The following is a 12,950-nucleotide window of genomic DNA, read 5'->3' on the forward strand; positions in this document are numbered from 1 at the left end:
TCCTTTCCGCGAGTTTGATCACAGAAAGAAGAACGCTAATTCGTCATTTTGGTATGCCAATGGCACGGAGGCCAGCGATAAATACTCAGCTATCTTTAACCTTTGAGGGTTGCCGCATGTCTCTACAGGACCGCCTTATCGATTCTCTGGGAAGTTTTGCCACGCGCTTTAACAGCTATCGCTACATCATGGCGATCAAAGCTTCTTTCATCACGTTAATGCCAGTGATCATTGTCGGGGCCTTCTCGGTATTGATCTCTAACATGGTACTCGACAGTAAAAATGGCCTTGCCAGCTTTGCCGCGCTGTCGTTTCTCGCTGATCTCAAACCGATCACGACCAGTATTAATTACGCCACGCTGAGCTTTTTAAATATCGGCGCGGTTTTTTTGATTGGTATTGAGCTCGGGCGTATCAACGGCATTAAAACCCTGTTTCCTGGCTTGCTGGCGATCATCTGCTTTATTTCCGTCACGCCTACCACGCTGCAAATGATGGTTGACGGGCAGATGCATCTGGTCACCGACGTGCTGGCGAAACAGTTCTCTGATACCAAAAGCCTGTTTCTTGGCATGTTCATCGCCATTTTGTCGGTAGAAATCTACTGCCGGCTGGAAACGGTTGAGCGGCTAAAAATCAAAATGCCTGACACCGTACCGCCGAATGTCTCAGCCTCTTTTTCTGCGCTGATCCCGTCAATTATTACCGTGACGCTGGTGGCTACCTTTGGCTTCATCTTTCATCGCGTAACCGGCATGTATCTCTACGATGCGGTATACCAGGTGGTGCAACAGCCGCTGGAATCGGTGGTACAGAGCCTGTGGGGCATTTTGCTTTTAATGTTTGTTGCGCAGCTGTTTTGGGTAATTGGCATTCACGGTAACCAGATGGTGAAACCGATCCGGGAGCCGCTGCTACTGGGCGCGATTCTGGTCAACATGAACGCTTTTGAGCAGGGCAAAGACGTACCGAATATCATCACCATGCCGTTTTGGGATGTCTATATGAGTATTGGCGGATCGGGCCTGACTATTGGGCTGCTGACTGCCGTGATGCTGGCAACTAAACGAAAAGAGATGCGTGAAATTGCCAAGCTGTCGTTTGGCCCTGGCATTTTTAACATCAATGAGCCGGTGATCTTTGGAATGCCGATCATGCTCAACCCTATCCTTGCCATTCCTTTCATTATCACGCCGCTGGTTACCGGATCGATTGGCTACTTCGCCACGGTAATGGGGTTCGCCGGAAAAGCCGTGGTGATGGTGCCCTGGACCACGCCGCCGATTATCAACGCCTGGCTGTCAACAGCCGGTTCAATGGGGGCGGTGGTAACGCAAATTATCTGCATTCTGGTGTCGATTCTGATCTATCTGCCGTTCGTGAAAGTGGCGGCGCGTCGTGCGGAAGCGGCAGAAGCTAAAAATCTACAGCCTGAACTGGCGCAAAACTAGCAGGAGAGTACATGAGCACGCTGTCTATTGATCTGCCAAAAGAGTTTATTTTGGGCGCGGCGGCATCAGCCTGGCAAACCGAGGGCTGGAGCGGCAAAAAGCCGGGCCAGGATTCTTATCTGGATGCCTGGTATCAACAGGATCGCGCTGTCTGGCACAACGGCTATGGTCCGGCAATTGCCACTGATTTTATTAATCGTTATCGTGAAGACGTGGCGCTAATGAAGGCTGCCGGACTGACGCATTTCCGCACCTCGATCAACTGGGCGCGCTTCCTGACCGATTATGAACGCGCCACGGTCGATGAGGAGTATGCGGCTTACTACGATCGCTTTATCGACGAAATGCAGCGCCAGGGCATTGAACTGATGCTTTGTCTGGAGCATTACGAACTGCCAGCTACCTTGCTGGAGCAGTATGGCGGCTGGCAGTCAAAGCATGTGGTTGAACTCTTCACCCGTTACGCTGAACAGGTATTCAGGCGTTATGGTGCTAAGGTAAAACGCTGGTTTGTGTTTAACGAACCGATTGTGGTGCAAACCCGCGTTTATCTGGATGCGCTGCGCTGGCCCGGTGAGCAGAACACCGATAAATGGATGCAGTGGAACCACCATAAAAACCTCGCGACGGCAAAAGTGGTGAAGCTGTTCCGGGAGCAGGGTTACAGCGGCAGTATCGGCACTATTCTTAACCCCGAAGTCACTTATCCACGCTCCCCGGCTACGCATGATGTCAAAGCGGCGAAGATCTACGACCTGTTCTATAACCGCGTTTTTCTCGATCCGGCCATCAAAGGTGAATACCCGGCAGAGCTGATCCAGCTGCTGGACAAGCATCAGGTGAAGTGGGACGTCACACAGGACGAGCTGGCGATCATTGCTGCAAATACTGTCGATGAGGTTGGGCTCAATCTTTACTATCCACACCGGGTGAAAGCGCCCTCGCACGCCTGGCATCCCGACACGCCTTTTCATCCCGCGTATTATTACGAACATTTTGAACGGCCAGGCCGTCGAATGAACCGGTCACGCGGTTGGGAAATTGAGCCGCGCATCATCTGGGATATGGCGCAGCGCATGCAGCAGGAGTACGGCAATCTGCCCTGGTTCGTGGCTGAAAGCGGCATGGGCATTGAGAACGAAGCGCAGTTTAAAAATGCCGACGGCGAAGTGCAGGATGATTACCGTATCGCGTTTATCGCTGAACATCTTCATCAGGCAATTCTTGCTAACCAGGCCGGGATCAACTGCCAGGGTTATATGCTGTGGGCCTTTACGGATAACGTCTCGCCGATGAATGCGTTCAAAAATCGCTACGGCCTGATTGAAATTGATTTGGAAAACAATCGCCAACGGCGAATGAAAAAATCAGCGCACTGGTTTCGCCAGTTACGCGACAGCCAGCAACTTACCCTGACGCTTGATGATGAGCCTAAATAAAGAGAGGAATAAGCGATGAAACGTATCGTATTAGCCTGTGCGGCAGGCATGTCAACCTCAATGGTGGTAACGCGCATGGAGAAAGAAGCGGCTGCGCGCGGTATGGCGTTTCAAATCTATGCTATCCCCGAACAGAATCTGCGGGAAGAGCTGCAAAACTACGGGCATGACGTGGTGGCGGTGCTGCTGGGACCGCAGGTACGCTTCAGGCTTGAGGAGAATAAAAAACTCACCGACAGCTACCAGTTGCCGATTGCGGTGATTGATTCTGTTGCTTATGGCACCCTGAATGGCGCAAAGGTACTCGATCAGGCGCTGGCTTTGATACACTGAGCCTTAGTTTGCGAGCCTTGCCGTAGGGTTCGCGGATACCGCTGCGCAAGGGAAGCGGCGGTATCGTCAGCGCATTGATTGCAAAGGGTGACAGCGTGGACAAAGCCGTAGCGCCGCAAGAAAGAAAGCAGTATCAGGAAATTGGTCAGCATCTGCGTCAGCAAATTATCGAGGGTGCCTATCCGGTAGGATCGCGCCTGCCGCCTGAACGCCAGTTGGCAGAAACCTGGGGCGTCAGCCGCACGATTGTGCGTGAAGCCTTGTTGATGCTGGAGCTGGAAGGCACGGTTGATATTCGCCAAAGTTCGGGTGTTTATGTGATGCGTATTCCAACGGCGAGCGATGACGAGGAAGAGGCTTTTTTCCGTAGCGATGTTGGCCCGTTTGAAATGCTGCAGGCGCGCCAGTTGCTGGAGAGCAATATCGCGGCGTTTGCAGCCAAAATGGCTACCAAAGCCGATATCGAAAACTTACGTCGCACGCTGGAACAGGAGCAGCGCGCTATTGCCGCCAATGACAGCAGCCAGGATAACGACAAGCTGTTCCATCTGCTGCTGGCGGGAGCCAGTCAAAATCAAATGTTACTGGATACGGTTACCAGCGTCTGGCGTCACCACGACAGCAGCCCGCTGTGGCAGCAGTTGCGTCCGCAATTTGAAACGCGCGCCTATCGGCTGAAGTGGCTGGGCGATCATCAAACTATCCTGGCGGCACTCCGCCGTCGCGACGTCATGGGATCGTGGCAGGCGATGTGGCAGCATCTGGAAAACGTAAAAAACACCTTACTGGAACTCTCCGATGCCGATGCGCCAGATTTTGACGGCTTTCTGTTTGAATCCGTGCCTATTTTTCAAGGGAAGCTGATGTGATGGAGATCCTGCCGCTGAGTGCTGTGCCGCAGCATGCAGAACAACTGACTGAGTGGTTATGGCGTGCGTTTGGCGCAGCAGAGAGCCGGGATTTTTTTGCCAGCATTATCGCCAGCAGCCTGAAAGAGGCTGAATTTCCGGTGACTTTTGTCGCAACAGAGCAGGGCAAGCTGCTGGGCACAGTGGGATTCTGGCGTTGCGATCTGATCAGTCGCCAGGATCTTTTCCCGTGGCTGGCTGCCCTCTATGTCGATGAAAACGCGCGCGGCAAAGGTGTGAGTGAAGCGTTACAGCGGCACGTCATCGACTATGCGCAGCAGCGTGGCTATCCACAGCTGTGGTTATGGTCAACGTTTACTGGTTATTATGAACGCTTCGGCTGGACGCCGCAGGGCGAGGCGCTGGAATATCCAGACATACCGGTTCGCCTGTATTCTCGCCTGTTATGAAATGGGTAAATTGCCAGCCGCAAAACGGCGGCTGGCACTCCCTTTATGGGGCAGGATAGGTATAACGGCGGTGAATCGCCTCTAACTCTTCTAACACCTCGGCATTCAGCGTCAGGTTAAAGCTGTCGATATTGGTTTTTAACTGCTCTAACGTCGTCGCGCCTAGCAGCGTGCTGGCAACAAAGGGCTGCTGACGAACATAAGCCAGTGCCATTTGCGACGGATCTAACTGATGCTTTTTCGCTAACTCAACATATTCAGCGACGGCTTTTTCTGACTGCTCACCGCTATAACGGGTGAAGCGGCTGAACAGCGTATTGCGTGCGCCTGCCGGTTTCGCGCCATTGAGATATTTGCCGCTCAGCGTGCCAAACGCCAGGCTGGAATAGGCTAACAGTTCCACCCCTTCATGCTGGCTGATTTCGGCTAATCCCACCTCAAAGCTGCGGTTCAGCAGGCTGTAAGGATTCTGAATAGTGACGATACGCGGCAGCTCATGCTTTTCTGCCAGTTGCAGATAGCGCATCACCCCCAGGCGGTTTCGTTTGATACGCCAATATAGCGGATCTTACCGGCACGTACCTGTTCAGCCAGAGCTTCCAGCGTTTCCAGCAGCGTCACTGGCACGCCGTTTTCGGTGTACTGGTAACCGAGTTTGCCGAAGAAGTTGGTCTGACGCTGCGGCCAGTGCAGCTGATAAAGATCGAGATAATCCGTATTGAGGCGCTTAAGGCTGGCATCCAGAGCTTCGCGGATGTTTTTACGATCCAGTGCCATGTTTGGGCGAATCGACGCATCGTTACCCCGCGACGGTCCGGCAACCTTACTGGCCAGAATAATCTTGTCACGGCTGCCGCGCTTTTGCAGCCAGCTGCCAATATAGCGTTCAGTTAAACCCTGGGTTTCCGGGCGCGGCGGCACCGGGTACATTTCAGCAGTATCAATTAAATTAATGCCGGAACTGACAGCCAAATCCAGTTGGGCATGGGCGTCGGCTTCGCTGTTTTGCTCACCAAACGTCATGGTTCCCAGCCCCAACTGACTGACTTCCAGCGTGCTATGGGGGATACGGTGATAGTGCATTGCCGGCTTCCTTTTCTTATGGAATGGAATGTTATGTCCTGTAGGACTATAGCGCGAGCAACAGCGGGGAAGGAAGGGGAAAACTCGGGGAAATCGCCTGCCAGTAGGGAATCAGCGGCAGGCTACACAATTTCGCACTTAACGCTCAATGATAGTTGAGACTTCATCACCGTTGATCTGCATCTCATGTCCGGCTTGATCGGTGTATTGCACCAGGCCCGTTTCTTTATCAATAGCAGGCTTACCTTCGGTCATGATCATTCGACCATCTTTTGTTGCCATAACATAATCTGAACTGCATCCGCTCAACGTTACAGCAGCAACCATGACTAATACTGCGCCAGCCAACCCTTTCATCACTCTCATTCCTCTCACGCTTCAATTGCAAAAAGTGTAGTAATAAAACGTTTTACTGGCTGGGTTAATCGCATCAATCCGAAAATCATCGGGCGAGCAGGCTCGCCCTTGACTTTACTGAGTAATTTTTTTCTTGCCGCGCATCAGGTTCAGGCATTCAACTGCCATTGAGAAGAACATGGCGAAATAAATGTAACCTTTTGGCACATGAACGGCAAAACTCTCCAGAATCAGGGTAAAACCCACCAGAATCAGGAAGGATAACGCCAGCATTTTTACCGATGGATGGCGTTCAACAAAATTGCCAATCGCGCGTGCGGCAAACATCATCATCAGCACGGCAATCACAACCGCTGCCATCATAATGAACAAATGATCGGAGAGGCCGACAGCGGTAATAACCGAGTCGAGGCTGAAAATAATGTCGAGCATCATAATCTGCACAATCGCGCCGAGGAAAGAGTGCACATTGGTTTTATGCTCCCCTTCTTCCCCTTCGATGGTTTCATGGATTTCCATACTGGATTTCCACAGCAGGAACAGGCCACCAAAAAGTAAAATCAGGTCGCGTGCTGAGAAAGCGTGACCCATTAAGGTGAACAGCGGGTTGGTCAGTTTTGCGACCCAGGCGATCGACGCCAGCAAGCCCAGGCGCATCAACATGGCGCCCATTAAACCGATGCGACGGGCACTGGCTTGCTGATTTTTAGGCAGCTTAGCCACAACCAACGACAGGAAAATAATGTTATCAATGCCCAAAACCACTTCGAGAATGGTCAGGGTACCCAGTGCAAGCCAGGCATTGGGATCGGCAATCCAGTCAAACATGCTTACATTCAATCCTAAACGAAAATTAAACGGCGATTATACGCAACCATTTTGAGCCACACGAAGAAAAATGCAAAAAACTGTTCGACGACAAAAATCACAGCAAAAAATGTCGTGCCAGCAGCGGCCCGGTAAAGCTTTTCTTTAGGTAGAAACCGCGTGGCAAGGTCATGATGGGCTGCCCCTGATCGCCAATGCCTTCCGTCAGCGCCTTGCTGTTTGCCGCTTTAGGACGGATCTGTAGCCAGGCGCCGTGGCGGGCAGTGATGCGTTCAACCTGTCCCAATACAATCATATCCATTAACTCTTCCCAGTCCTGGCGTAGCATTTCATCCTCTTCCGGGCTGGGACTCCAGAGTAACGGGGCGCCGACACGCCGCGCGCATAATGGAATGTCGCGCTCGCCTTCGACCGGGATCCAGAGCACGCGGGCCAGCTTATGGCGAACGTGGCTGGTCTGCCAGGTCACGCCACTGTTGCCGGTGAGCGGAGCCACACAGACGAAAGTCGTTTCTAATGGTTTGCCACAGGCATCAACGGGAATGGTCTTAAGCTCGATGCCAAGATGCACAAAATCCTGCTCCGCTTTGCTTCCTGCGCTGGCCCCTAAATGCCATTCCAGTAACATTCCGACCCAACCCTTATCACGCTTCAGGTTAGCAGGCATGGGCAATCCTGCTTTTGCAGCCAGCGTCTCCAGCGTTAAACCGGCCAGAGCTTGCGCCCGTGCCAGCAGGGTGGCTTCATCTTCAGGTGGCCCGGGAAGGTGATTCATTATGACAACTCACATTGATTAAAAAAGAGGCAGTTAACAGCGAGAGGATTAACGGCACTGAAAAAGCCGATTTGGCTGAACATAATAGCATGATAGATCGTCAGTTTTTTCCGAAGAAAATTTCAGGCGGTTAAAACAACGACAAGGTTATCCCACCTGACTGCCATTAATAAACAGGATCTTAAAGGCAGTTATCCACAGAAAAAGGGAATAACCCCGGCCAAAACAGCTTACTGGTTCGATTTACAGCCTTGACAGTGGCTTTTGTTAATAGAATTTGACCACTTTGCCCTAAGCTTAACCTATTCATTGTGGATAAAAAGCGGGTCGATTGATCTTTGACCAATCCACAGATAAGGGCTTTAATTTTAGGGTAAATGCAGCGATAGAAAAGGGTGGTCTATAAAATATTACTTTAAATATCAATCATTAATGTTTTTAAGATGGCGCAGTTAATAAGAATCATCTTAGCGGGTTATTCACGTAACTCCCGCGTTCTACACAAAGCTATCCACAGAAAAAGTGAATAAGATCGTTTTTTTCACGCATTATTGTTTATAACTTAGGTTATCGCTGTGAGTTATCCCGGTATGTACAGTTTACTCCCTGCTAATCCAGTGGTTTACCGCCTGTAAGGAGTGTGAAACAATCAGCCTATTCAAATTTAGCTTTGAGGTAGTCCGGTGATCGATGATGATGGCTACCGCCCGAATGTTGGTATCGTAATCTGTAACAGGCAAGGACAAGTGTTATGGGCCAGGCGCTTTGGACAGCACTCCTGGCAATTTCCTCAGGGAGGCATCAATCCCGGTGAAACCGCAGAGCAGGCGATGTATCGCGAACTGTTCGAAGAAGTTGGGTTACACCGTAAAGATGTTCGAATACTTGCGTCTACCCGTAACTGGTTGCGCTACAAGTTGCCAAAACGTTTGGTGCGTTGGGACACAAAGCCGGTATGTATCGGCCAGAAACAAAAGTGGTTTCTTCTGCAGTTACTCTGTAATGACGCGGATATCAATGTGCAGCACAGCAGTACGCCAGAGTTCGATGGCTGGCGCTGGGTTAGCTTCTGGTATCCGGTGCGTCAGGTTGTCTCCTTTAAGCGCGATGTTTATCGCCGCGTAATGAAGGAATTCGCTGGCGTGGTGATGTCTGTGCAGGAGAGTGCAGGGCAGCGAAATAATCCTGCCCATCGACGTAAGAGAGGATAGGCCACGCCCTTTATGCTCACTCAGTTGCGTGAAATAGTAGAAAAAGTGGCGAGTGCGCCGCGTCTGAATGAAGCACTCGACATTTTGGTCAATGAGATCTGTTTGGCGATGGAAACGGAAGTGTGTTCCGTTTACCTCGCCGATCACGATCGTCGCTGCTATTACCTGATGGCTACGCGCGGACTTAAAAAACCGCGTGGCCTCACGGTTAAACTGGCTTTTGACGAAGGTATCGTGGGGTTGGTTGGACGCTTAGCTGAACCCATCAACCTTGCTGATGCACAAAGCCATCCCAGTTTTAAATACATCCCTTCAGTAAAAGAAGAGCGTTACCGCTCTTTCCTCGGTGTGCCGATTATCAGTCGTCGCCAGCTACTTGGCGTCCTGGTGGTACAGCAGCGTGAACATCGCCAGTTTGACGAGAGCGAAGAGTCTTTCCTGGTGACGCTTGCCACGCAAATGGCGGCGCTCACTTCGCAGTCACAGCTGAGCCAGCTATTTGGTCAGTATCGTCAGACACGCGTGCGGGCAATCGCTGCCGCGCCCGGCGTCGCGGTGGCACCCGGTTGGGTGGATGAAACTCAGCCGCTGCTTGATCAGGTCTCGGCAGCCTCAACGCTGGATACGCAGCGTGAGCGTGAACGCCTGTCACTGGCGATGAGCGAAGCCGCCAATGAATTCCGTCGCTTCAGCAAACGTTTTGCCGCCAGCGTGCAAAAAGAGAGTGCTGCAATTTTTGATCTCTACTCGCATCTGTTGACCGATGCGCGACTGAAAAAAGATCTGTTTGCTGAGATCGAGCGTGGATCCGTTGCTGAGTGGGCGGTCAAAACGGTTATAGAGAAGTTTGCTGAGCAGTTCGCCAGTTTGACTGACAGCTATTTGCGCGAACGTGCAGGCGATCTTCGCGTATTGGGTCAGCGCCTGCTGTTTCACCTCGATGATACGCTGGTCGGCACCAATGCCTGGCCGGAACGTTTTGTGCTGGTGGCCGATGAACTGACGGCGACCACTCTGGCAGAGTTACCGCAGGAACGCCTTGCTGGCGTAGTGGTACGTGACGGTGCGGCTAACTCGCATGCCGCCATTTTGACGCGCGCAATGGGTATTCCCACCGTAATGGGTGCGGATATTCAGCCGAATCTACTCAATAAGCGGTTATTGATTGTTGATGGCTATCGCGGCGAGTTGTTGATTGATCCTGAACCGGTGCTGGTCCAGGAATATCAACGGCTGATCAGCGAAGAAAACGCGCTGAGTAAAATGGCTGAAGGCGTGGTCGATCAACCCGGTGAGCTCAAAAGCGGCGAGCGGGTGCAGGTGATGCTCAACGCGGGATTAAGCCCGGAACATGAACAAGCCCTCGGCAACTGGGTGGACGGGGTTGGACTCTATCGCACTGAAATTCCCTTTATGCTGCAAAACGGTTTCCCGTCTGAAGAAGAGCAGGTTGCGCAATATCAGGGCATGCTGCAACTCTTTAACAACAAGCCGGTTACGCTGCGCACGTTGGATGTCGGTGCAGATAAACAATTGCCCTATATGCCGATCAGTGAAGAAAATCCCTGCCTCGGTTGGCGTGGCATTCGGCTGACGCTCGATCAGCCCGAGATCTTCCTGGTACAGGTGCGTGCGATGCTGCGTGCAAATGCCGCTTCGGGCAACCTGAGCATTCTGCTACCGATGATCAGCCATATTGATGAGATCGATGAGGCTAAGCGCCTTATTGAGCGCGCCGGGCATGAAGTAGAAGAGATGCTGGGTTACAGCATTCCGCGCCCGCGTATTGGCATCATGATTGAAGTCCCCTCCATGCTGTTTATGATCTCGCTGTTGGCGTCGCGCGTGGATTTTGTCTCAGTTGGCACCAACGATCTCACGCAATATTTGTTGGCAGTTGATCGCAACAACACCCGCGTCGCCAATTTGTACGATCCGTTGCATCCCGCGATGCTGCGCGCGCTGCACGCGATTGCGCAGGAAGCCCGTTTGGCGAATCTGGAACTGTGCCTGTGTGGTGAAATGGCAGGCGATCCAATGTGCGTCGCGTTGCTGGTCGGTATGGGCTATCACCATCTCAGCATGAACGGTAAAAACGTGCCCCGTGTGAAGTATCTGCTGCGCCACCGGATCGTGAAGAAGTACAGAAACTGAGTGAGCAAGGGCAGAAAGCGCATACCGCCTCAGAAGTGCGCCATCTGGTTTCGGCGTTTATGGAGCGGCGGGGATTAGGGGGCTTGATCCGTGGTGGTCGCTGACCGATAACCTCATTTACATTTCCGCGCCAAATCGCAAAACCGGCTGTGCTATAGTGCGCAGCCTTTACTTTATGTGCCTGTCGCCCGCTTTTTCAGGGCTGAAAAATGAACGGTGAATGATGAATAACGGCTATATCGCATTTCCTCAATTCGATCCGGTGATCTTCTCGATCGGACCGGTTTCGCTTCACTGGTACGGTTTGATGTATCTGGTGGGCTTTATTTTCGCTATGTGGCTGGCGGTACGTCGCGCTAACAAGCCAGGCAGCGGCTGGAAAAAAGAGGAAGTGGAAAACCTGCTGTATGCCGGTTTCCTGGGCGTTTTCCTCGGTGGTCGTATCGGCTATGTGCTGTTTTATAACCTGCCGCTGTTTCTTGAAAATCCGCTTTATCTGTTCAAAGTCTGGGATGGCGGCATGTCGTTCCACGGTGGCCTGATTGGTGTGATTGTTGTGATGCTGTGGTTTGCGCGTCGTACCAAACGGACCTTCTTCCAGGTCTCTGATTTTATCGCCCCATTAATTCCATTTGGTCTGGGCGCAGGGCGTCTGGGCAACTTCATTAATGGCGAGCTGTGGGGGCGTGTTGATCCGGGCTTTCCGTTCGCAATGTTGTTCCCCGGCTCACGTAGTGAAGATGTGGCGCTGGCAGCGACTAACCCGCAATATCAGGCGCTGCTGAACACCTACGGTGTGCTGCCACGTCACCCGTCGCAGCTGTATGAACTGCTGCTTGAAGGCGTGGTACTGTTTATTATCCTGAATATTTTTATTCGTAAGCCCCGCCCAATGGGCAGCGTCTCAGGTTTGTTCCTGATTGGCTATGGCGCATTTCGTATCATCGTGGAATTTTTCCGCCAGCCGGATGCGCAGCTTGGCTTATTTGAAGGTGGCATCAGTATGGGACAAATTCTCTCTGTTCCGATGATCGTGGCCGGTATCATTATGATGATTTGGGCGTATCGTCGTCGTCCGCAGCAACAATTTCGTGAGGAAAAATGAAACAGTATCTGGACCTGATGCAACACGTGCTGAACGAAGGCACGCCAAAATCTGACCGCACCGGAACCGGGACGCTTTCAATTTTTGGTCACCAGATGCGCTTCAATTTGCAGGAAGGCTTTCCGCTGGTGACCACTAAAAAATGTCATTTGCGCTCCATCATTCATGAATTGCTGTGGTTCCTGCAAGGAGAGACCAATATCGGTTACCTGAAAGAAAATAAGGTATCGATTTGGGACGAATGGGCAGATGAAAACGGTGATTTAGGACCCGTTTACGGTAAACAGTGGCGTAGCTGGGGCAGTGCCAGCGGGGAAGAAATTGATCAGATTGCCAGGGTGATTGAGCAACTGAAAAGTGACCCTGATTCACGCCGTATTATTGTTTCGGCATGGAACGTGGGTGAGCTGGATCAAATGGCGCTGGCGCCGTGCCACGCTTTTTCCAGTTCTATGTCGCGGATGGCAAACTCTCTTGTCAGCTTTATCAACGCTCTTGCGATATTTTCCTTGGCCTGCCGTTTAACATTGCCAGCTATGCGCTGCTGGTACATATGGTGGCGCAGCAATGCGATCTGGATGTGGGCGATTTTGTCTGGACCGGCGGCGATACGCACCTCTACAGCAATCATCTGGAACAGGCACGCCTGCAACTGACGCGTGAGCCGCGTCCGCTGCCGAAGCTGGTAATCAAGCGTAAACCAGCCTCGCTGTTTGACTATCAGTTTGATGACTTTGAAATTGAAGGTTACGATCCACACCCGGCAATCAAAGCACCGGTTGCCGTTTAACTTTTGATGTGAAAAGCCTTGAGCCCCGGCCGTGTTGAGCACGCCGGGGCTTTTTGTTCGTCGTTTACCCTTTTCATTTTGCGGGCTATCCCGCAATCCCATGTCG

General features: G+C 51.9%; 10 protein-coding genes and 3 pseudogenes. 9 read left to right on the forward strand and 4 right to left on the reverse strand.

Features of this window, described 5'->3' with window-relative positions; all coding sequences use genetic code 11:
• Positions 1 to 116: 116 nt before the first annotated feature.
• The 5 genes from O3W44_RS16130 to O3W44_RS16150 all read left to right on the forward strand — a co-directional run bounded on the left by O3W44_RS16130 (position 117) and on the right by O3W44_RS16150 (position 4,541).
• Positions 117 to 1,451 (forward strand): PTS sugar transporter subunit IIC, encoded by a 1,335-nt coding sequence (locus tag O3W44_RS16130; protein ID WP_269293848.1) that lies wholly within the window; start codon positions 117 to 119, stop codon positions 1,449 to 1,451.
• An 11-nt stretch (positions 1,452 to 1,462) separates the two neighbouring features.
• The gene (locus O3W44_RS16135) at positions 1,463 to 2,890 is read left to right on the forward strand and encodes a glycoside hydrolase family 1 protein (RefSeq protein WP_269293849.1); all 1,428 of its coding nucleotides are present in this window, start codon (positions 1,463 to 1,465) and stop codon (positions 2,888 to 2,890) included.
• A gap of 15 nt (positions 2,891 to 2,905) precedes the next feature.
• Positions 2,906 to 3,223, forward strand: a complete 318-nt coding sequence (locus tag O3W44_RS16140) for a PTS sugar transporter subunit IIB (RefSeq protein WP_269293850.1) — start codon at positions 2,906 to 2,908, stop codon at positions 3,221 to 3,223.
• 95 nt (positions 3,224 to 3,318) lie between these two features.
• The gene (locus O3W44_RS16145) at positions 3,319 to 4,092 is read left to right on the forward strand and encodes an FCD domain-containing protein (RefSeq protein WP_269293851.1); all 774 of its coding nucleotides are present in this window, start codon (positions 3,319 to 3,321) and stop codon (positions 4,090 to 4,092) included.
• Positions 4,092 to 4,541: a GNAT family N-acetyltransferase gene (locus tag O3W44_RS16150; RefSeq protein ID WP_269294459.1), complete on the forward strand. Its 450-nt coding sequence runs from the start codon at positions 4,092 to 4,094 to the stop codon at positions 4,539 to 4,541. Before O3W44_RS16145 ends, O3W44_RS16150 begins: the two co-directional genes overlap by 1 nt.
• Positions 4,542 to 4,584: 43 nt before the next feature.
• Here the strand turns inward: O3W44_RS16150 and O3W44_RS16155 are convergent.
• The 4 genes and pseudogenes from O3W44_RS16155 to mutH all read right to left on the reverse strand — a co-directional run bounded on the left by O3W44_RS16155 (position 4,585) and on the right by mutH (position 7,584).
• A pseudogene (locus O3W44_RS16155) lies at positions 4,585 to 5,624 on the reverse strand (NADP(H)-dependent aldo-keto reductase).
• Between the two features lie 138 nt (positions 5,625 to 5,762).
• Positions 5,763 to 5,981: a YgdI/YgdR family lipoprotein gene (locus O3W44_RS16160; protein ID WP_269293852.1), complete on the reverse strand. Its 219-nt coding sequence runs from the start codon at positions 5,979 to 5,981 to the stop codon at positions 5,763 to 5,765.
• A 114-nt stretch (positions 5,982 to 6,095) separates the two neighbouring features.
• Positions 6,096 to 6,809, reverse strand: coding sequence for a TerC family protein (locus O3W44_RS16165; RefSeq protein ID WP_269293853.1), 714 nt, complete (start codon positions 6,807 to 6,809; stop codon positions 6,096 to 6,098).
• 97 nt (positions 6,810 to 6,906) lie between these two features.
• The gene (gene mutH / locus O3W44_RS16170) at positions 6,907 to 7,584 is read right to left on the reverse strand and encodes a DNA mismatch repair endonuclease MutH (protein WP_269293854.1); all 678 of its coding nucleotides are present in this window, start codon (positions 7,582 to 7,584) and stop codon (positions 6,907 to 6,909) included.
• Positions 7,585 to 8,267: 683 nt separating this feature from the next.
• Between mutH and rppH the strand changes: the two genes are divergently transcribed.
• The 4 genes and pseudogenes from rppH to thyA all read left to right on the forward strand — a co-directional run bounded on the left by rppH (position 8,268) and on the right by thyA (position 12,844).
• Entirely contained in the window at positions 8,268 to 8,795 is a 528-nt protein-coding gene (gene rppH / locus O3W44_RS16175) for an RNA pyrophosphohydrolase (protein ID WP_269293855.1), read from the forward strand.
• 12 nt (positions 8,796 to 8,807) lie between these two features.
• Positions 8,808 to 11,053 (forward strand): annotated as a pseudogene (gene ptsP, locus O3W44_RS16180) (phosphoenolpyruvate--protein phosphotransferase).
• Between the two features lie 119 nt (positions 11,054 to 11,172).
• Positions 11,173 to 12,054, forward strand: coding sequence for a prolipoprotein diacylglyceryl transferase (lgt, locus tag O3W44_RS16185; RefSeq protein WP_269294460.1), 882 nt, complete (start codon positions 11,173 to 11,175; stop codon positions 12,052 to 12,054).
• Positions 12,051 to 12,844 (forward strand): annotated as a pseudogene (thyA, locus tag O3W44_RS16190) (thymidylate synthase). The gene lgt and the pseudogene thyA overlap by 4 nt, the downstream one beginning before the upstream one ends.
• Positions 12,845 to 12,950 lie beyond the last annotated feature (106 nt).

Origin of the sequence: Pantoea sp. LMR881 (assembly GCF_027157825.1) — a bacterium.
Taxonomy (GTDB): Bacteria; Pseudomonadota; Gammaproteobacteria; order Enterobacterales; family Enterobacteriaceae; genus Pantoea; species Pantoea haifensis.

What these genes read in the sequence shown, in the direction of transcription:
- O3W44_RS16130 (WP_269293848.1), top strand. Translation starts at nt 117, where the DNA reads ATGTCTCTACAGGACCGCCTTATCGATTCTCTGGGAAGTTTTGCCACG.
- O3W44_RS16135 (WP_269293849.1), top strand. Translation starts at nt 1,463, where the DNA reads ATGAGCACGCTGTCTATTGATCTGCCAAAAGAGTTTATTTTGGGCGCG.
- O3W44_RS16140 (WP_269293850.1), top strand. Translation starts at nt 2,906, where the DNA reads ATGAAACGTATCGTATTAGCCTGTGCGGCAGGCATGTCAACCTCAATG.
- O3W44_RS16150 (WP_269294459.1), top strand. Translation starts at nt 4,092, where the DNA reads ATGGAGATCCTGCCGCTGAGTGCTGTGCCGCAGCATGCAGAACAACTG.
- O3W44_RS16160 (WP_269293852.1), bottom strand. Translation starts at nt 5,981, where the DNA reads ATGAAAGGGTTGGCTGGCGCAGTATTAGTCATGGTTGCTGCTGTAACG.
- O3W44_RS16165 (WP_269293853.1), bottom strand. Translation starts at nt 6,809, where the DNA reads ATGTTTGACTGGATTGCCGATCCCAATGCCTGGCTTGCACTGGGTACC.
- mutH (WP_269293854.1), bottom strand. Translation starts at nt 7,584, where the DNA reads ATGAATCACCTTCCCGGGCCACCTGAAGATGAAGCCACCCTGCTGGCA.
- lgt (WP_269294460.1), top strand. Translation starts at nt 11,173, where the DNA reads ATGAATAACGGCTATATCGCATTTCCTCAATTCGATCCGGTGATCTTC.